Genomic DNA, 17,900 nt, shown 5'->3' on the forward strand with positions numbered 1-17,900 from the left:
GTCCGCTAGAGTTCTACGACGAGGGGGAGGATCATAGGTTGCCGCCCCGTTTTCCGGTGCAGGAACCGGAAGAGGGCATCGCGGATTTCTCCCCGCACCACCCCGAGCTCCGTCTGCCCCCGCCGCCAGCACCGCATCACCACCTCGGTGACCCGCTGGCGGCTTTCCTGGAGGAGTCCGCTCGCCTCCGGTGCGTGCACGAACCCCCGGGTCACGAGCTCCGGTCCATGCACGATCCGGCCGCTCTCCCGGTCAATCCCCACCACCGCGACCACGATCCCGTCCCGGGCGAGGTGCTGACGGTCCCGGAGCACGGCCTCCCCCACATCCCCCACGCCCAGCCCGTCCACGAGCACGTTGGAGACCTCCTCCCGGCCCGCCACACGGCCTTCCGCGGTGGTGAAGGCAAAGACGGTCCCGTTGGTGCCCACTAGGACCCGCTCCGGCGGGAGCCCCACGCTTTGCGCGAGGCGCGCGTTGAGCACCAGGTGCCGGTACTCCCCGTGTACGGGCACCACGTACCGGGGGCGGAGGAGGTTGATCATCAGCCGGAGCTCCTCCTGGGAGGCGTGTCCGGAGACGTGCATCTCCGAGGCAGTCCCATAGATGACCTCCGCACCGGCCCGGAACAGGGCATCCACGGTCCGCGCCACCAGGACTTCGTTGCCGGGGATGGGGGAAGCGGAGAAGACCACGGTGTCCCCGGGTCGGAGGGAGATCTGTCGGTGGGATCCTACAGAGATACGGGCCAAGGCGGAGAAGGGCTCTCCCTGGGACCCCGTCACCAGGACCAGGACCTGGGAAGCTGCCATACGGTTGGCCTCTTCCACAGAGACAAGAAGCCCGCTAGGGACCCGGAGGTAGCCGAGGGAGCGGGCGGTCCGGACTACCTCCTCCATACTGCGCCCCACCACCGCCACCTTCCGGCGCACCCGTGCCGCGGCCTCTATAGCCTGCTGGATCCGGTGCACGTTCGTGGCGAACGTGGTGAGCAGGATGCGGCCGGAGATTCGAGGGAAGCGCTCCTGGAAGGCCTCCCCTACCACCCGTTCCGAAGGCGTCACGCCGGGCCGCTCCACGTTCGTGCTGTCGAGGAACAGGGCCAGCACCCCTTCCTCCCCCAGCTCCGCGAGCCGAGCGAGGTCCGGGGGTTGTCCATCGATGGGAGTCTGATCGAACTTGAAGTCCCCGCTGAAGACCAAGGTGCCCACGGGGGTGCGCAGTGCGAGGGCGCAGCTGTCCGGGATGCTGTGGCTCACCCGGATCCACTCCGCCTCGAAGGGCCCCAACCGGATCCGCGTCCGGGGCTGGGTGGTGTGGAAGGTAGCCTGCGGAGGCGCCTTGGCCCGGGCGAGGCCTACGGTAAGTCGGGTCCCGTAGACGGGCACGGGCAGGGTGCGCAGGAGGAACGGCAGAGCTCCCACGTGGTCCTCATGCCCGTGGGTCAGCAGCACCCCCAGCACCCGGCGCCCGTCCCGGCGGAGCACGGAGAAGTCCGGGATCACGAGATCTACGCCAAAGAGCTCCTCCTCCGGGAACTGGACCCCTGCATCCACCAGCACCGCCTCGTGGCGCCACTGGACAAGGGTGGCGTTCTTGCCGATCTCTCCGAGCCCGCCCAGGGGGATCACCCGGAGGGCTCCATCCGCGTGAGGAAGCCCACGGCCCCGAGCCATCTACGCCACGGCGGCCACCGCCAGCTCCTGCAGGACCGCAGCGATCTGCTCCCGTTCCTTCTCCGTGGCCGCCACGAGGGGCAGCCGGGGGGCTCCTATGGGAAAGCCCACCAGGCTGAGGGCGGCTTTGAGGGGCACGGGGTTGGGCGCGATGAAGAGCACCCGGAAGAGCGGATACAGACGCAGGTGCAGCCGCCGGGCCTCCGCCACCCGGCCCGCGAAGAAGAGATCGATCATCTCCCCGATCTGGCGGCCCACCAGGTGCGAGGCTACGCTCACCACACCCACCGCCCCCACGCTCAGGTAGGGCAGGGTAAGGCTGTCGTCCCCGCTGTAGATGAGGAAATCCTCGGACGTGCGGCGCCGGATCTCGGAGACCTGGTCCGGGCTTCCCGAGGCGTCCTTGACGCCCACGATGTTGGGGATCTCGCTCAACCGGGCCACGGTTTCCGGCAGCATGTTGGTGCCCGTGCGGGCCGGGATGTTGTAGAGGAGGATGGGCAGATCCACCCGTTCCGCGATGGCCCGGAAGTGGCGGTAGATCCCCTCCTGCGAGGGACGGTTGTAGTACGGGACCACGAGCAAGAGCCCGTCCGCACCCGCCCGCTTGGCCTCCTCGCTGAGGTGGATGGAGTGGGCGGTGTCGTAGGTCCCGGTTCCCGCGATCACGGGGACTTGTCCCCCCACCGCCTCTTTCGCCACGCGCACGAGTCGGATCTTCTCCTCGTCGGAGAGGGTAGGAGCTTCCCCCGTGGTACCGCACACCACGAGGGCATCCGATCCGGTCTCCACCAAGCGCTGGGCAAGCTGTGCGGCCCGTGCCTCGTCGAGCTCGCCATTGGGACCGAATGGCGTGGCCATGGCCGTGATGACCCGTCCCCAGTTCATCTCCATCGCCTCCCCCGATGGTCTTGCCTGGTCAATTCCCCACGCACCCCTCCCTTCCCTACCGGCGGGCCGGGGCCTTGCCCAGGCTGGGGTCCCGGGCGATGAGGGCCTCCGCGATCTGAACCGCGTTGAGGGCAGCTCCCTTCCGGAGGTTGTCCGCCACCGCGAAGAAGGCCAGGTTTCCCATTCCGTCCCGCCGGAGGCGTCCCACGTATACCGGGTCACGGCTGGCGGCGCAGAGCGGGGTGGGATACCGGTGGCGGAGGGGGTCGTCCACCACCTCGATCCCCAGAGCCCGGGCAAGGACCTTCCGGGCCTCCTCCGGGGTAGGAGTGCGCGCGAAGGCCGCGTGCACCGCCACCCCGTGGCCCACCAAGGTAGGCACCCGCACGCAGGTGACGGCCACCTCCAGGTCTGGGAGTTCCAGGATCTTGCGGCTTTCCAGCAGCGCCTTGCGCTCCTCACTGGTCCACCCATCCTCCTTCACGGATCCGATGGCGGGGAGGAGGTTCAGGGCGATGGGGTGCGGGAACGCATCCCCCAAGGGCTCCGTGAGGGGTTCTCCCCGCTCCACCACGGCCCGCAGCTCCAGCCACAGCTGTTCCGTCCCCCGCTGCCCCGCACCGGAGACGGACTGGTAGGAGCAGACCACCACCCGCCGCAGCCCGAACGCCTGGTGGAGGGGAGCGAGGGGCATGAGGAAGGTGGCGGTGGTGCAGTTGGGGTTGGCGATGATGTTGCGGGGTCGGTCCAGAATCCGGTGGCCGTTGATCTCGGGGATCACGAGCGGCACGTCCGGCTCCAGCCGGAACGCCGCGGAGTTGTCGATCACCACGCATCCGCGGGCCGCAGCCCGGGGCACCCACTCCCGGGCCACCTCATCCGGGGTATCGAAGAGGGCAAGATCGCACCCCTCGAACGCCTCCTCGCACACGGCCTCCACGGGGTGCCCGTCCACCCGCTTCCCCGCGGAGCGCGGGCTTGCCAGCAGCCGCAGCTCCCGGAGCGGGAAGTCCCGGGTCTCCAGAATGTTCACCACCTGGCGCCCCACCGCGCCCGTGGCACCCACTACAGCGACCACGTATCCCCTGGACACCATTTCACCTCCGCAACCCCGATGGTTACCCCTCCAGGGTCAGCAGGTTCTCCAGGCCCACCACGAGGTGGTCCAGCTCCACCACCCGCCGAATGGCCAGCAGCACTCCCGGAAGGTACGCCTCATCCCCCATGGCATCGTGGCGGATGCGGAGAACCTGCCCGGGCCCGCCGAAGACCACCTCCTGGTGGGCCATCAGCCCCGGAAGCCGCACGCTGTGTACCCGGATCCCCTCATATACCCCGCCGCGGACCCCCGGCACCGTCTCCGTCTCCTGGACCTTAGATTCCGGGAGGGCGGAGCGGGCGGAGGCGATGAGCTGAGCGGTCCGGAGTGCGGTGCCGCTCGGTGCATCCTTTTTCCGGTCGTGGTGGAGCTCCACGATCTCCACGTGCGGAAAGTGACGGGCCGCGAGTTCCGCGAACCGCATCATGAGGGCGGCCCCCAGGGCGAAGTTGGGAGCCACCACCCCCCCAAGGCCTCGCTCCCCGCACGCCCGCTCGAGGACCCCGATCGCGGCGGGATCGTACCCCGTTCCCCCCACCACGGGCCGCACGCCCCGATGGACCGCGCGGAGGGCGTTGGTCACCGTGGCCGCACCCACGGCAAAGTCCACGAGCACATCCGCCATCAGCCCCTCGATCTCCTCCGCGGGCCGGATGGGGACCCCGACTGGCCCCACTCCCGCCACCTCTCCCGCGTCCTCTCCGAGGGCGCGCGTGTGGCCGAAGGCCGCCACGAGAAGGAGATCCGGCTCCCGGACCACGGCTCGGACCACCGCGCGGCCCATCCGGCCCGCAGCCCCAGAGACCGCTACCCGTAGGACGGACGGAGCGAACGGTCTCACCTTCCCACCTCCACGGATTCGAACCAGCCCCGGAGCAGCCGCTCTGCTCCCTCCGGTCCCACCGCGGCCAGGGCCGGGGGGCCGCTCAGGAGCTGCTGGGCGAGAAGCTGCACCCGCTCCGCGGTCACCGCCTCGATCTCCGCCAGGATCTCATCCGGCGATACGTAGCGGCCCAGGTACAGCTCGCTGCGGGCCAGATAGAACATGCGCGGCGCCGTGCCCTCCAGGGAGAGCATGAGGTTCCCCTTCAGGGACTCCTTCGCCCGTTGCAGCTCCTCCGCCGGCACCGGTTCCGTCCGCAGTCGCTCCAGCTCCCGGAGGGCCACCTCCAGCACCTCACCCACCCGCTCGGGGCTGGTCCCCGCGTAGACGGCGAAGGCCCCCGCCTCCCGGTACATGGTGGAGAAAGTACCGATACTGTACACCAACCCTCGCTTCTCCCGGACCTCCTGGAAGAGGCGGCTGCTCATCCCACCGCCCGCGATGGTCTCCAGGACCGCCTGGACGTACCGATCCGGATGCGCCTGCGGGAGCCCCGGATAGCCGAAGCAGAGGTGAACCTGCTCCGTGTCCTTTTCCCGCACGCGCACCTCCCGGCGCACCTCCGGAGCCCGCAGGATCCGCGGCGAGGCCGCCCCGTCGAGGGGAGCGAGCAGCTCCTGCACCAGGTCCACCATGGCCTCGTGACGCACGGCTCCGCTGGCGGCCACCATGGTGCGATCGGGCACGTACTCCCGTGCTAGGTACTCCAGGAATGCCTCCCGGTGGAGGCGGCGCACCGTGTGTGCGGTGCCGATCACGGGCCATCCGAGGGGGTCCCCCGCCCACAGGGTCTCCAGGAACAGATCCTGCACGAGGTCATCCGGGCTGTCCTCGTACATCTTGATCTCTTCCAGGATCACCTGGCGCTCCCTCTCGATGGCCTCCGGATCGAAGAGGGAGGCTACCAGCATGTCCGCGAGGATGTCGGTAGCCCGGGGCAGATGATCCGCCAGCACGCGTACGTAGTAACAGGTGAGTTCCCGATCCGTAAACGCGTTGAGCTGGCCTCCTAGGGCATCCACCTCCTCTGCAATCTGCTGCGCACTGCGGCGGCGGGTCCCCTTGAACAGCATGTGCTCCACGAAGTGGGAAATCCCCACCCACTCGGGTGGTTCGAAGCGGGTCCCGGTCTCCACCCAGATGCCGAGGGTGACGGTGCGGGCGCCCGGGATGTCCTCCGTGACCACCCGGATCCCGCTCGGAAGCCGGGTCCTGTGCACCTCCGCGTCCACGGCCGCTTCCTACCGTCGGGGCTCCGTCCTACGGGGCCGCGCATCCGGCCGAACCGGTCGCCCTCCCTCAGGCCGCCGGTCCTCACGCCCCCCCGGCCCCCGGGCAGGGGCCACGGAGGCAGGTGCTCCCCCACTCCCCCCCTCCGACGTCAGCCCGCGACGTGTGAGGTTCACCCGGCCCAGGGCGTCGATTTCCTTCACCCGCACGAGGATCTGGTCGCCCACCTTCACCACGTCCTCCACCCGGTTCACCCGTCGGTCGCTGAGTTCGGAGATGTGCACCAAGCCCTCTTTACCGGGCAGCACCTCCACGAAGGCGCCGAAGCTGGTGAGCCGGGTGACCCGGCCGAGATAGGTCTGCCCCACCTCCACCTCCTGTACGATCTCCCGGATCCTCTGCATCGCCCGCTGGGCCGCCTCCTCGCTGGTGCTGGCGATAATCACCCGGCCATCCTGCTCCACCTCGATCCGGGTACCGGTCTCCGCGGTAATCCGGTTGATGACCTTACCGCCCGGCCCGATCACCTCCCGGATCTTCTCGGGCGGGATCTGCAGGGTCACCAAGCGTGGGGCGTACTTGGAGAGCTCGCTGCGGGGAGCGGGGAGCACCTGGAGCATGGCGTCCAGGATGGCGAGCCGCGCCTCCCGGGCCCGGCTCAGGGCCTCGGCGATGAGGTCCCGCGGAAGCCCCCGCAGCTTGATGTCCAGCTGGATGGCGGTGATCCCCTCCCGGGTGCCCGCTACCTTGAAGTCCATGTCCCCGTGGGCATCCTCGATTCCCTGGATGTCCGTGAGGAGTACCGCGCGGCCGTCCTCGCCCGTCATGAGCCCGATGGAGATGCCCGCTACAGGAGCCCGAATGGGGACACCGGCGTCCATGAGGGCCAGGGTGCTCCCGCACACGGAGGCCATGGAGGTGGAGCCGTTTGACTCCAGGACCTCGCTCACGAGCCGGATGGTGTAGGGGAACGCCTCCTCCGGCGGGATCATGCGGGCCAGAGCCCGCTCCGCCAGGGCTCCGTGCCCGATCTCCCGCCGGCTCGGACCCCGCAGGGGCCGTACCTCTCCCGTGCTGTAGGGCGGGAAGACGTAGTGGTGCATGAAGCGCTTCCGCTCCAGAATCCCCAGATCATCCAGGATCTGCTCGTCCTCCCCCGTGCCCAGGGTGCACAGGGTGAGCACCTGCGTCTGACCCCGCTGGAAGAGGGCACTCCCGTGGGTGCGGGGCATGAGGCCGACTTCGATGTAAAGAGGGCGGATCTCCGTGGGTGTCCGACCGTCCGTGCGCACGCCTTCCTCCAGGATCATGCGGCGCACGAGGTCCTTCTGGACGGACTCCAGGACGGCTCGGATCTCCAGGGCCCGATCCGGGTACTGCTCCAACAGGCGGGCACCCACCTCCTGCGCCGCCTGCGCCACCGCGGCCTCCCTGGCTTGCTTATCGGCGTTGCGCAGGGCGGCATCCAGCGCCGGGACGGAGGCTTCCCGCACCACCCGTTCCAGCTCCGGGTCTACGGCGAAGAGGGGTACCTGGCGCTTGGGTTTGCCCGCCTTTTCCACCAGCTCCCGGATAGCGGCGATGATCCTGCGGCATTCCGCGTGGGCGAGGTCGATGGCTTCCAGGACCACCTCCTCCGGGACCTGGTCTGCACCCGCCTCTAGCATCACCACCGCCTCGTCCGTGGCCGCCACCACCAGGTCCAGCCGGCTCGGTCCCTCGATCTGCTGGAGGGTGGGATTCAGGACCAATCGCCCGTCCACCCACCCCACCCGCACGCAGCCGATGGGTCCCTCCCAGGGGATGTCGGAGATGGCGAGGGCCGCGCTCGCCCCTACCACCGCGGCCACGTCCGGCGGGTGGATCTTGTCCGCGGACAGGGTGGTGGCGATCACCTGGACCTCATTCCGGAAGCCCTTGGGGAAGAGTGGGCGGAGGGGCCGATCCATGAGCCGGGCGCTGAGGATGGCCCGCTCTCCAGGCCGGCCTTCCCGGCGGAAGAAGCTTCCTGGAATCTTGCCCGCGGCGTAGAGGCGCTCCTCGAACTCGCACGTGAGGGGCAGGAAGTCAATCCCCTCCCGCGGGTTCTCGGAGGCGGTGGCCGTGACGAGCACCACCGTCTCTCCGTACCGGACCGTCACCGCACCGTTCGCCTGGCGCGCCAGTTTCCCGGTCTCGATCACCCACTCCTCATCCCCCACCGGAAAGACGACACGGTACACTTCCGGGGTCGCATACGAGATGGCAACGGTCATACGATCCTCCTCCGTGTTCCGGCACTCCGGGTGCCCGGTCAGTGGGAGGCCGGAGAGGAGGGCCCGATCACCGGGAGCTTTGCTCCAGGTCAGCAGGGACCCGAAGCAGAGGTCGCGATGATCGTCCTCCCTCCATCCCCGGACCTCCCCACCCCCTACTACGTCCGCCCGAAACGGTCCATTCCCCTACCTGCGGAGGCCCAGACGCTCGATGAGCTGCCGGTACCGTTCTGGATCCTCCCGCTGGAGGTATCGCAACAGCCGCCGACGCTTGCTAACCATTTGGACAAGCCCTCGCCGGGAGTGGAGATCCTTGCGGTGGACCTTCAGGTGCTCCGCGAGGAGCCGGATGCGCTCCGTGAGGAGCGCCACCTGGACCTCTGGGGAGCCCGTGTCCGCTTCCGACCGGCGGAACTGCTCGATGAGGGTCTGTTTTTCCTCCTTCAGTAGGGCCATCCTCCTCCCTCCTCCGGAAACCGGGTCCATCTTATCACGCCCCCCCTGGGGGGGCAAACACGGGCTCCGGGGCGAGGCGGCGGACAAACCGGAGGGTGGCGAGGCCGGGGAGGGCTTGAGGGACCATGACCACCAGCTCCTGGGATCCTACTTGAGCCACTCCGTCTACCTCCTCCTCTGCCTCCACCCGTATCCCGTAGGCTCCTGGGGCGGGTACCAGCTTCCTGGGGGGGGTCTCGCACCAGCACACGAACCCGCCGGTCCCCCGCACCTGGCGTCGGAGCCGGACGCGGACCTCGTACGGATCGCCCAGCAACACCGCGGCCTCCTCCACCTGGCCCTCCCGGAGCAGAGCCCGGATGCGGCTGCTGCTCACCGGAGCTCCCCCGAGCTCCACCGGCGGGCACACCCGGACCCCGAATCCCATCCGGGCTCCCAGGTGCTCCAGCAATTGCACGTTTCCCGTCCGATTCCGCCCAAAGGCGAATCCCGAACCGCACACCACGCCCCGAACGCCCAGTCGGTGAACGAGCATCTCCACGAAGGTTTGGGGTTCCGTGTTCCGCAGGGTCTCGTCAAACCTCAGCACCAGCACGGCCTCTAGGCCCGTGGCCGCAAACCGGTGGATCCGCTCCTCCAGGGTGGTGAGCAGGAAGGGCTCCCGAGGAGGGGCGAGGAGCTCCAGGGGATGCGGATGGAAGGTGAGGGCCATGCTCCGCCACCCCTGCTCCCGGGCCCACGCCACGGTCGCTTCCAGGACCGCCCGATGGCCGAGGTGGACGCCGTCGAAGGTTCCCAAGGCGATGCCGGTGGAGGCAGGGGGAACCTCCTCCGGCGCGTGGAAGACCTGCATCAGCGTCCCGAGGCCACGAGGAGCACCTTGTAGGGCCGCAGCTGTCCCCCAACCGCCCGGCCGATAGCCAGCAGGTTCCCCTCCACATCCAGGACCTTCACGAGGGTACCCTGGGGGAGGGTAAGATGAGGAGCCACCTTCCAGAGGGGCAGGGGCTGCCCGTGGAGGACGGCGGCCCGCATACGGCCCTCCACCTCCACCTCCGGGAGATCCGGGAGGGCCTGGGCGGGGGGAATCAGGAGGCGGCGGAACTCCCCGTTCCGCACTGCTTCCTCGACCTCCTCGAAGGTGTAGCTCTCCTCGAGACGGTGCGGGCCGACCCGGGTCCGGATCATGAAGCCCGCATGCGCCCCGCACCCGAGGGCTTCCCCGATATCGTGCGCCAGCTGGCGCACGTAGGTGCCCTTGGAGCACGTGATGTCCAGGAGAGCCCGGGGGGGATCGAACCGGAGGAGACGGATCTCGTGGACGGTGACGGTGCGGGGCGCGCGCTCCACCTCGATCCCCCTCCGCGCGAGCTCGTACAGCCGCCGGCCCTCGTGGTGCACCGCGGAGACCATGGGGGGCACCTGCTGGATGGTCCCCAAAAACCGCCGCAGGACCCGTTCCAGGTCCTCCCCGCGCACGGATACCCCCCTGCGCATGAGGACCTCTCCCAGGGCATCGCCAGTAGTGGTGGAAACTCCCAGGACCAGCTCCACCCGGTACGCCTTGTCCTGCTCCATGAGGAACTCGCTGAGCCGGGTGGTGCGGCCGATACAGCACACCAAAACCCCCGCGGCACCGGGATCCAGGGTTCCCGTGTGCCCGATGCGCCGCATGCCCACCAGACGCCGCAGCTCCTCCACGCAGTCGTGGCTGGTCATGCCGGGAGGTTTCAGGAGGTTCAGAAGTCCATCCATGGCCCGCACCCTAAGAAGGACCCATGCATTCCGGACGCGGGAGCCGCACCGAGCAGCTCTCCCGCCGCGTGGAGGGTTTCCCGGATCACCTTCTCCGGGGGATCGGTGGAGGTGAACCCCGCGGCCTGCGCGTGCCCCCCGCCTCCGAACCGGGCCGCCAGCTCGTTCACCCGCACCCCGCCCCGGGAACGCAGGCTCACCCGGACCTCCCCCGCATCCACCCGGAACAGCACCGCCACGCGGACGCCCGCCATGCCCCGCAGGTGGGAGACGATGTTCTCCGTGTCCTCCCAGCTCGCTCCCGCTTCCTGCAACATCGCCTCGTCCACCACGGTCCACACCAGGCCCCCCCCCAGCGCGAGCCGCATGCGCACGAGGCTCCAGCCGAGCAGCCGCATGCTGGCGGGGGAGCGGGATTCGTAAACCCGCTCGTAGATCTCATGGGGCCGGGCGCCGCCCCGCACCAGCTCCGCGGCCAGCAGGAAGCTCTCGGGCCGTACGGAGGCGTACCGGAAGGATCCCGTATCCGTGAGGAGTCCCGCCATCAGGCAGGTCGCGATGGGTCCTTCCAAAGGCACCTGAAGCTCCCGGATGAGCTCCGCCACGAGCTCCGCTACCGCACTCGCCTCCGGCTCCACCCACACGAGATCCCCGTAGCCGCTGTTGTCGAGGTGGTGGTCCAGGTTGACCACCACCCGGGCCGCACCGAGGGGAGCCGCGAAGCTCCCGGCCCGGGCGAGGTCGCTGCACTCTATCCCCACGGACACATCGAAGCGATCCTGGGGAGGGATAACGGTTACCCGTTCCCAGGTGGGAAGGAACCGGTACAGCTGCGGAACCCCGTCCTGACTGCCCACCACCACCTCCTTGCCCAACCGCTCCAGGGCCAACGCCAGGGCCAGGGCGCTTCCCAGGGCGTCCGCGTCCGGCCGCTCGTGGGCTACGAGGAGGACGCGCCGGGCCGACTCAAGTGCCCGCGCGATCCGCTTCCGCACCGTCTCCATCTTCCTCGGCCCTCCCGGGCTCCTCGGGAGCGGAGAGGGATCGGAGCAGTTCCATGACCCGGGTGCCCCGTTCGATGCTGGTGTCCAGCCGGAACTGGATCTCCGGCGTCCGGTAGATCCGGATGCGCCGGCCCAGCTCCGTGCGTACGAATCCCACCGCGTTCTGCAGGGCCTCCATGGTCCGGCGCCGGTCCTCCTCGCTTCCCAGGACGCTCACGAAGATCTTCGCGTGACGGAGGTCGCTGCTGAGCTCCACATCCGTCACGGAGGTGAACCCGATGCGGGGATCCTTCAGGACCCGGTGGATGATCTCGCTCACTTCCTCCCGAATGAGCTCCCGGAGCTTTTCCACGCGCTGCGGGGACGCCATAGGGACCACCTCGCTTTTACCGGATCTCCACGTCGTAGTCCACGACCACGGCTTCCGGCTGCCGCTCGATGTAGCGCAGGACCCGGGCGAGCACCTGATCCGCGTGCTGTCCGTCGTTGGTGACCACCGCGATGCCCAGGGTGGCGCGGCCCCGCAGGTCCTGGTCGTCCACCTCCGCCGCCGCCACCGCGAACTCGTTGTGCAGGCGCCGGAGGAGGCTGTGCACGATCCGTCGCTTGTCCTTCAGGCTCCGAGGCCCCGGCAAGCTGAGCGCAACGCGCAGCGTCCCCACCACCATGGCACCTCACCCTCGTCCTGCTCACGACGTCGGGCGCTCCTCGCGCACCTCGAAGGTCTCGATGATGTCCCCTTCCTTGACATCGTTGAAGTTCTCCAGAAGCACACCGCACTCGAACCCCGCGGCCACCTCCCGCACGTCCTCCTTGAACCGCCGCAGGGAGGCGATACGCCCTTGGTAGACCACGACACCGTCCCGCACAAGCCGCGCCTGCGCGCCCCGTACCACCTTCCCCTCCCGCACATAGCAACCAGCCACGGTCCCCACCCGGGAGATGGGAAAGATCTGCCGGACCTCCGCCCGCCCCAGCACCACCTCGCTCACCACCGGGGCCCGCAGCCCCGCCAGGAGCTGACGGACATCGTCCGCCGCCTCGTAGATGAGGCGGTACAGGCGGATCTCCACCCCTTCCTGCTCCGCTAGGCGGCGGACCCCCCCATCCGGTCGCACGTTGAACCCGAGGACCACCGCGTCGCTTGCGGAGGCCAACATCACGTCGCTCTCCGTCACGGCCCCCACGGCCGCGTGCAGGATGTGGACCCGCACCTCCTCCGTGCTCAGCCGCTCCAGGGCCGCGGTGATGGCCTCCAGGGATCCCTGGACGTCCGCCTTCACCACGAGCCTGAGCTCGCGGACCATCCCCGCGGCCTCCTCCACGCCTCCGCGTCGGATCTGCACCCGCTCCTGCTCCCGGCGCTGCTCCCTCCGTTCCTCCGCGATGGCCTTCGCCGTCCGCTCGTCCGGCACCACCTCCAGGATGTCCCCCGCGGTGGGCACCTCCTCCAGACCCACCACCTCTACCGGGGTGGAGGGGCCGGCCTCCTGCAGGCGGTTGCCCCGGTCGTCCATCATGGCCCGCACCTTCCCGTAAGTCTCTCCGGCCACCACTGGATCCCCCACCCGCAGGGTGCCCTCCTGCACGATGACGGTGGCCACAGGGCCTCTGCCCCGATCCAGTTTGGCCTCCAGGATGGTTCCCCGCGCGGGTTTGCGGGGATCCGCCCGCAGGTCGTTGAGCTCTGCCACCAGGAGGATCATCTCCAGAAGGTCCTGGATCCCCTGACCGGTCCGCGCGGAGACGGGAACCATGATGGTGTCCCCACCCCACTCCTCCGGTACGAGTCCCTGCTCCGCGAGCTGCTGCTTGACCCGGTCCGGGTTCGCACCGGGCAGGTCCATTTTGTTGATGGCCACGAGGATGGGGACCCCGGCCGCCCGCGCATGGTTGAGGGCCTCTATGGTCTGAGGCATGACCCCGTCGTCCGCGGCCACCACCAGGACCGCGATGTCCGTGACCTGGGCGCCCCGGGCCCGCAGGGTGGTGAAGGCCTCGTGCCCCGGGGTGTCGATGAAGGTGATCCTGCGGCCATCCACGGAGACCTGGTAGGCTCCGATGTGCTGCGTGATCCCTCCATACTCTCCAGCCGCCACATTGGTCTTGCGGATGGCATCGAGCAAGGTGGTCTTGCCATGGTCCACGTGCCCCATCACCGTCACCACCGGGGGTCGAGGCTCCCCCTGAGCCTCTACCTGGAGCCGCTTGGCGGCCTGCAGGGCAGGCCGCAGGTCCCGTCTCTCCTCCACCACCGCCACTCCGAAGGATTGGGCCACCGCCCGGGCGGTCGTAGGGGGGAGTTGCTGATTGATGCCCGCTAGGATTCCCATGGTGAGCAGCCGCTTCACCACCTCGGAAGCGGGAGCGCCCATCCGCTGAGCCAGCTCCCCCACCGTGATGGGTCCCTCCAGACGGATCTCCTTGGCCAGGACCGGGACCTCCGGGGGGCTAGGCTCCGCCATCGTCGGAGGAGAGGTCACATGTGGTCGGGGCGGGGGTGGGGGAGGGGGAGCGGGACGCTTAGAGGGCTTGGGGGGTTGGCGCAGGGGCGGCGGAGGGGGAGGCGGCACCCGCTTGGCCTCGGGCCTTGGCTGCGTCACCCTCCGGAGTACCTCTGGGGAGATGGTGACCGCGGGTTCCGCATGCCGCTCGGGGAGAGGGACCGGCTTCGGTTCCTCCGGAGGCGGAGCGGGACGGGGCTCCACGATCACGGGGGGGACGGAGGTAGGCTCCAGCGGGGCCTGCTCTGCAGCCCGGGCGGCCTCCTCCGCGGCCCGACGGGCCGCCTCTTCCGCGAGCCGCGCTTCCTCCGCAGCCCGGGCTGCCTGCTCCGCCAGGATGCGCTGCTCCTCCCGTTCCCGTTCGATCTCCTCCGCCCGCTTGATGATGCGGCGCTTGGGTCCCGCGGGCTCAGGAGGTACGGGGGCGGGTTTCTTCGCCACACGCTTCTGGGGTCCGTCCTTCGGCGCCGCACCCAGCTGCGGAAACGCTTCCCGCAGCTTCGCCAAGGCCTCCTCCGGGATCGCGGCCTGGGGATTGGGCTTGACCTCAAATCCCAGCTCCGCCAGCTTCTCCACGGCCTCCCGGAGCGGCAATCCCGTCGCCTTCACAACCTCGTACAGGCGCATTCACTTCCCCTCCGTTTTCCCCGCGGTCTCCGCCGTCGTTCGCACGGACGGCCGGATCATGGCCTCCAGCTGCCCGTAGACCTCCTCCGGAACCGGTACCTCCAGGGCTCGCTCGAGCTTCTTCCCCTTACGGGCGGAGGCCAAGCACTCCCAGTTGGGATCCACGTAGGCCCCCCGACCTGAGAGCTTGCGGCTGCGAGAGGTGTCCACCACCACCTCCCCCGCGGGAGTCCGAACCACGCGGATCATCTCCATCTTGGGACGCATCTGCCCGCAGCCTACGCACATGCGGATGGGGACCTTTCGCTGCCGCATCCCCTAGGCTCCCTCCTGGACCTCCGTGGATTCCGCCAGCTCCTCGGGGGTAAGATCCCGGAACAGCTTACGGGCCTCCGCCTCCCGCACCTGTGTTTCGCTCTTGATGTCGATCCGCCATCCGGTGAGCTTCGCCGCCAGCCGTGCATTCTGCCCTTCCCGGCCGATGGCCAGGGAGAGCTGGTTGTCGGGTACGATCACGGTGGCGGTCCGGGTCTCCTCGTCGATCTCCACCCGACTCACCTTTGCGGGCTGAAGGGCCGCGGCCACGAACTGGGAAGGATCCGGACTCCAGGGGACGATGTCGATCTTCTCCCCCCGCAGCTCGTCCACCACCGCCTGTACCCGGCTCCCCTTGGGCCCCACGCAGGCGCCCACGGGATCCACGTTGCGGTCCCGGGAGTACACCGCGATCTTGGTGCGGGAGCCGGGTTCCCGGGCGATGTTCTCAATGACCACGATCCCCTCCCGCAGCTCCGGCACCTCCTGCTCGAAGAGCTTGCGCACAAGCCCCGGGTGCGCCCGGGAGACGAAGATCTGGGGACCCCGGGTGGTGGTGCGCACCTCCGTCACGTACACCTTGATCCGCTCCCCCTGACGATAGGTCTCCCGGGGGATCTGCTCCGTGGGCGGGAGCACGGCCTCCACACGCCCCAGGTCCACATACACGTTCCGCTTCTCGATCCGCTGGACAATTCCCGTGACCACTTCCTTCTCGCGCTTCTCGAACTCCTTCTGCACCAGCTCCCGCTCCGCTTCCCGGATCCGCTGGACGATGACCTGTTTGGCGGTCTGGGCCGCGATGCGGCCGAAATCCCGGGGCGTGATCTCCTCCTCCACGAGATCCCCCACCTGTGCGGTAGGATCCTCCCGACGCATCTCGTCCAGGGAGATCTGCGTGGTGGGATCCTCCACCCGTTCCACCACGGTCTTGGTGCTATACACCCGCACTTCCCCCGTCCTCGGGTCGAGCTCCACCCGGACGTTCTGGCCCGTGCCCCCAAAGTGCTTCTTGTAGGCAGAGACCAGGGCGTTCTGCACCGCCTCGATGAGCACCTCCTTGGAGATCCCCCGCTCCTCCTCCAGGAGGTCCAGCGCACGGATCAGCTCTCCATTCATTCCTCTCCACCACCTCGTTTCTGGATTTCCGGACGGCCCGGGTGCCCTAGCGGCGACGCAGATCCCGCCGGATCTCCTCGGGATCCACCCGCAGCCGTGCCTGAGCGATCTCCCCGAGGGGGATGTGGGCCTCCCGGCCCCTTCCGAGATCCACCACCACCCGTCCCTCCACGATCCCCCGGAGCCGTCCCGTAAAGTGACGCTGGCCGGAGATCTCGGAGACGGTAGTGACCTCCACCAGCCGACCCGCGAACCGCTCGAAGTCCCCGGCCCGGCGCAGGGGTCGGTCCAGCCCGGGTGAGGCCACTTCCAAGGTGTAGCGGTGGAGGAAGAGATCCTCCAGGTCCAGCTGACGGGAGACGCGCTCGGACAGGCGGGCGCAGTCCTCTACGGACACCCCTCCCTCCCGATCCACCAGGATCCGCAGGACCGTGCGGGAGCCCTGTCCTTCTAGCTCCACGTCCACCAGCTCCAGCCCCATCCGATCCGCGATGGGCTGAGCGAGCTGGCTCACGCGCCGAAGAATCGCCTGCCGCTCCATAGCCTCCTCTAAAACGAAGGAGTGGGCTTCCTACCCACTCCCGCGTACATGGCACAACCCCTTCCTTCGCCTGCCTGGCTGCTCTAGGCTCAGCATACCACGTCTCCGCCCGGCCGGCAACCTCCTCGGGCGCCCTTTGCGTACAAAAGTTCGCAGTTTGGGGATGGAAAGGCCGCTCCGGTCAGGGGCCCAGCCGGTAGAGGAGGCGGGGAAAGGGGATGGCCTCCCGCACATGGTCGAGCCCGCAGATCCAAGCTACCGTCCGCTCGATCCCCAACCCGAACCCCGCATGGGGGACCGAGCCGTACCGCCGCAGGTCCAGGTACCACGCGTAGGGCTGTGGCGGCAGCCCGTGCTCGGAAAGTCGCCGTTCCAGCAGGCTCAGATCGTGGATCCGCTGGCCGCCGCCGACGATCTCCCCGTACCCTTCCGGGGCCAGAAGGTCGAAGTTCAGCACCACCTCCGGGCGTTCCGGATCGGGCTGCATGTAGAAGGCCTTGCAGGCGGCGGGGTAGCGGTGCACGAATACGGGACGGTCGAAGGCACGGCTGAGGATCGTCTCCTCGTCCCCACCGAAGTCCTCGCCCCACCGCATCCAAAGCCCTGCCTCGTTGACCCGGCGCACCGCCTCGTCGTAGGAGATGCGGGCAAACGGAGGTCGAACGCGCTCCAGGGCTTCCGTCTCCCGCCCCAGGACCCCCAGTTCCCGCCTGCACCGGTCCAGCACGGCCTCCACGATGGCCACCACGAGTCCCTCCGCAAGCGCCATGCACCCATCGAGGTCGAGGTAGGCGGCCTCCGGCTCCAGCATCCAGAACTCCGTGAGGTGGCGCCGCGTTTTCGACTTCTCGGCTCGGAAGGTGGGGCCCAGACAGTACACCCGGCCGAAGGCCATGGCCGCGGCCTCCATGTACAGCTGCCCGCTCTGGGTGAGATAGGCCTTGCGGTCGAAGTAGTCCACCTTGAAGAGGGTGGTGGTCCCCTCCACCGCGAGGGGGGTGAGGATGGGCGCGTCCACCCGGAGATATCCGTGAGCCTGCAGGTACTCCTCCGCGGCCCGGATCACCTCTGCCCGGATGCGGAGCACCGCGTGTGGCCGGCGGCTGCGCAGCCATAGGTGCCGGTGGTCCAGCAGGAACTCGATCCCGTGCTCCTTCGGGGTAATGGGATACCCTTCTGCCCGATGCACCAGCTCGATTTCCCGAACCGCCAGCTCGTACCCGCCCGGTGCCCGGGCGTCCTCCCGCACCATCCCCCGGACGATGAGGGCGCTTTCCTGGGTGAGGACATCGTATTGCGCCAGGAGGTCGTCCGAGGCTTCGGGCTTGGCAAGGACCGCCTGCAGGATTCCGGACCCGTCCCGCACCAGGAGGAACCGGACCTTGCCGCTGCTCCGTTTGTCATAGAGCCATCCCCGCAGCTCCACCTCCTCCCCCACATGCCGGCCCACCTCGCGCACGCGGATCCACTTCGCCTCCATGCGCCACCTCCCGAACCTATCATGCGGGTTGCCCGGAGATGGTGCGAGCCCTCATTCTAAACCCA

The 17,900-nt window shown here is 68.9% G+C and carries 17 protein-coding genes; all 17 read right to left on the reverse strand.

Annotated elements, in window-relative coordinates; translation table 11 throughout:
• Positions 1 to 5 precede the first annotated feature (5 nt).
• Complete coding sequence (locus tag N0A24_04605; protein ID MCS7172676.1) at positions 6 to 1,676, reverse strand: ribonuclease J; 1,671 nt, start codon at positions 1,674 to 1,676, stop codon at positions 6 to 8.
• Positions 1,677 to 2,570, reverse strand: coding sequence for a 4-hydroxy-tetrahydrodipicolinate synthase (dapA, locus tag N0A24_04610; protein MCS7172677.1), 894 nt, complete (start codon positions 2,568 to 2,570; stop codon positions 1,677 to 1,679).
• A 52-nt stretch (positions 2,571 to 2,622) separates the two neighbouring features.
• Entirely contained in the window at positions 2,623 to 3,663 is a 1,041-nt protein-coding gene (locus N0A24_04615; protein MCS7172678.1) for an aspartate-semialdehyde dehydrogenase, read from the reverse strand.
• Between the two features lie 22 nt (positions 3,664 to 3,685).
• The gene (dapB, locus tag N0A24_04620; protein ID MCS7172679.1) at positions 3,686 to 4,507 is read right to left on the reverse strand and encodes a 4-hydroxy-tetrahydrodipicolinate reductase; all 822 of its coding nucleotides are present in this window, start codon (positions 4,505 to 4,507) and stop codon (positions 3,686 to 3,688) included.
• Positions 4,504 to 5,781, reverse strand: a complete 1,278-nt coding sequence (locus N0A24_04625; GenBank protein MCS7172680.1) for an insulinase family protein — start codon at positions 5,779 to 5,781, stop codon at positions 4,504 to 4,506. The genes dapB and N0A24_04625 overlap by 4 nt, the downstream gene beginning before the upstream one ends.
• Before the next feature lie 9 nt (positions 5,782 to 5,790).
• Entirely contained in the window at positions 5,791 to 8,034 is a 2,244-nt protein-coding gene (locus tag N0A24_04630) for a polyribonucleotide nucleotidyltransferase (GenBank protein MCS7172681.1), read from the reverse strand.
• A 186-nt stretch (positions 8,035 to 8,220) separates the two neighbouring features.
• Positions 8,221 to 8,490, reverse strand: coding sequence for a 30S ribosomal protein S15 (gene rpsO, locus N0A24_04635; GenBank protein MCS7172682.1), 270 nt, complete (start codon positions 8,488 to 8,490; stop codon positions 8,221 to 8,223).
• A 34-nt stretch (positions 8,491 to 8,524) separates the two neighbouring features.
• On the reverse strand, positions 8,525 to 9,343 hold the full coding sequence (locus tag N0A24_04640) for an FAD synthetase family protein (protein MCS7172683.1): 819 nt from the start codon (positions 9,341 to 9,343) through the stop codon (positions 8,525 to 8,527).
• Entirely contained in the window at positions 9,343 to 10,245 is a 903-nt protein-coding gene (gene truB / locus N0A24_04645) for a tRNA pseudouridine(55) synthase TruB (GenBank protein MCS7172684.1), read from the reverse strand. The genes N0A24_04640 and truB overlap by 1 nt, the downstream gene beginning before the upstream one ends.
• Positions 10,230 to 11,249, reverse strand: a complete 1,020-nt coding sequence (locus N0A24_04650) for a bifunctional oligoribonuclease/PAP phosphatase NrnA (protein ID MCS7172685.1) — start codon at positions 11,247 to 11,249, stop codon at positions 10,230 to 10,232. The genes truB and N0A24_04650 overlap by 16 nt, the downstream gene beginning before the upstream one ends.
• Positions 11,212 to 11,619 (reverse strand): 30S ribosome-binding factor RbfA, encoded by a 408-nt coding sequence (gene rbfA, locus N0A24_04655; protein ID MCS7172686.1) that lies wholly within the window; start codon positions 11,617 to 11,619, stop codon positions 11,212 to 11,214. The genes N0A24_04650 and rbfA overlap by 38 nt, the downstream gene beginning before the upstream one ends.
• A gap of 16 nt (positions 11,620 to 11,635) precedes the next feature.
• Positions 11,636 to 11,917, reverse strand: coding sequence for a DUF503 domain-containing protein (locus N0A24_04660; GenBank protein MCS7172687.1), 282 nt, complete (start codon positions 11,915 to 11,917; stop codon positions 11,636 to 11,638).
• Positions 11,918 to 11,938: 21 nt separating this feature from the next.
• The gene (gene infB / locus N0A24_04665) at positions 11,939 to 14,380 is read right to left on the reverse strand and encodes a translation initiation factor IF-2 (protein MCS7172688.1); all 2,442 of its coding nucleotides are present in this window, start codon (positions 14,378 to 14,380) and stop codon (positions 11,939 to 11,941) included.
• Complete coding sequence (locus N0A24_04670) at positions 14,381 to 14,695, reverse strand: YlxR family protein (protein ID MCS7172689.1); 315 nt, start codon at positions 14,693 to 14,695, stop codon at positions 14,381 to 14,383.
• A 3-nt stretch (positions 14,696 to 14,698) separates the two neighbouring features.
• Positions 14,699 to 15,814 carry a transcription termination factor NusA gene (gene nusA / locus N0A24_04675; GenBank protein MCS7172690.1) on the reverse strand — a complete coding sequence of 372 codons (1,116 nt, stop codon included), beginning with the start codon at positions 15,812 to 15,814 and terminating at the stop codon, positions 14,699 to 14,701.
• Between the two features lie 46 nt (positions 15,815 to 15,860).
• The gene (locus tag N0A24_04680) at positions 15,861 to 16,355 is read right to left on the reverse strand and encodes a ribosome maturation factor RimP (GenBank protein ID MCS7172691.1); all 495 of its coding nucleotides are present in this window, start codon (positions 16,353 to 16,355) and stop codon (positions 15,861 to 15,863) included.
• Positions 16,356 to 16,536: 181 nt separating this feature from the next.
• Positions 16,537 to 17,835 (reverse strand): asparagine--tRNA ligase, encoded by a 1,299-nt coding sequence (asnS, locus tag N0A24_04685; GenBank protein ID MCS7172692.1) that lies wholly within the window; start codon positions 17,833 to 17,835, stop codon positions 16,537 to 16,539.
• Positions 17,836 to 17,900: the final 65 nt, after the last annotated feature.

Source organism: Armatimonadota bacterium, from assembly GCA_025059775.1.
Lineage (GTDB): Bacteria > Sysuimicrobiota > Sysuimicrobiia > Sysuimicrobiales > Sysuimicrobiaceae > Sysuimicrobium.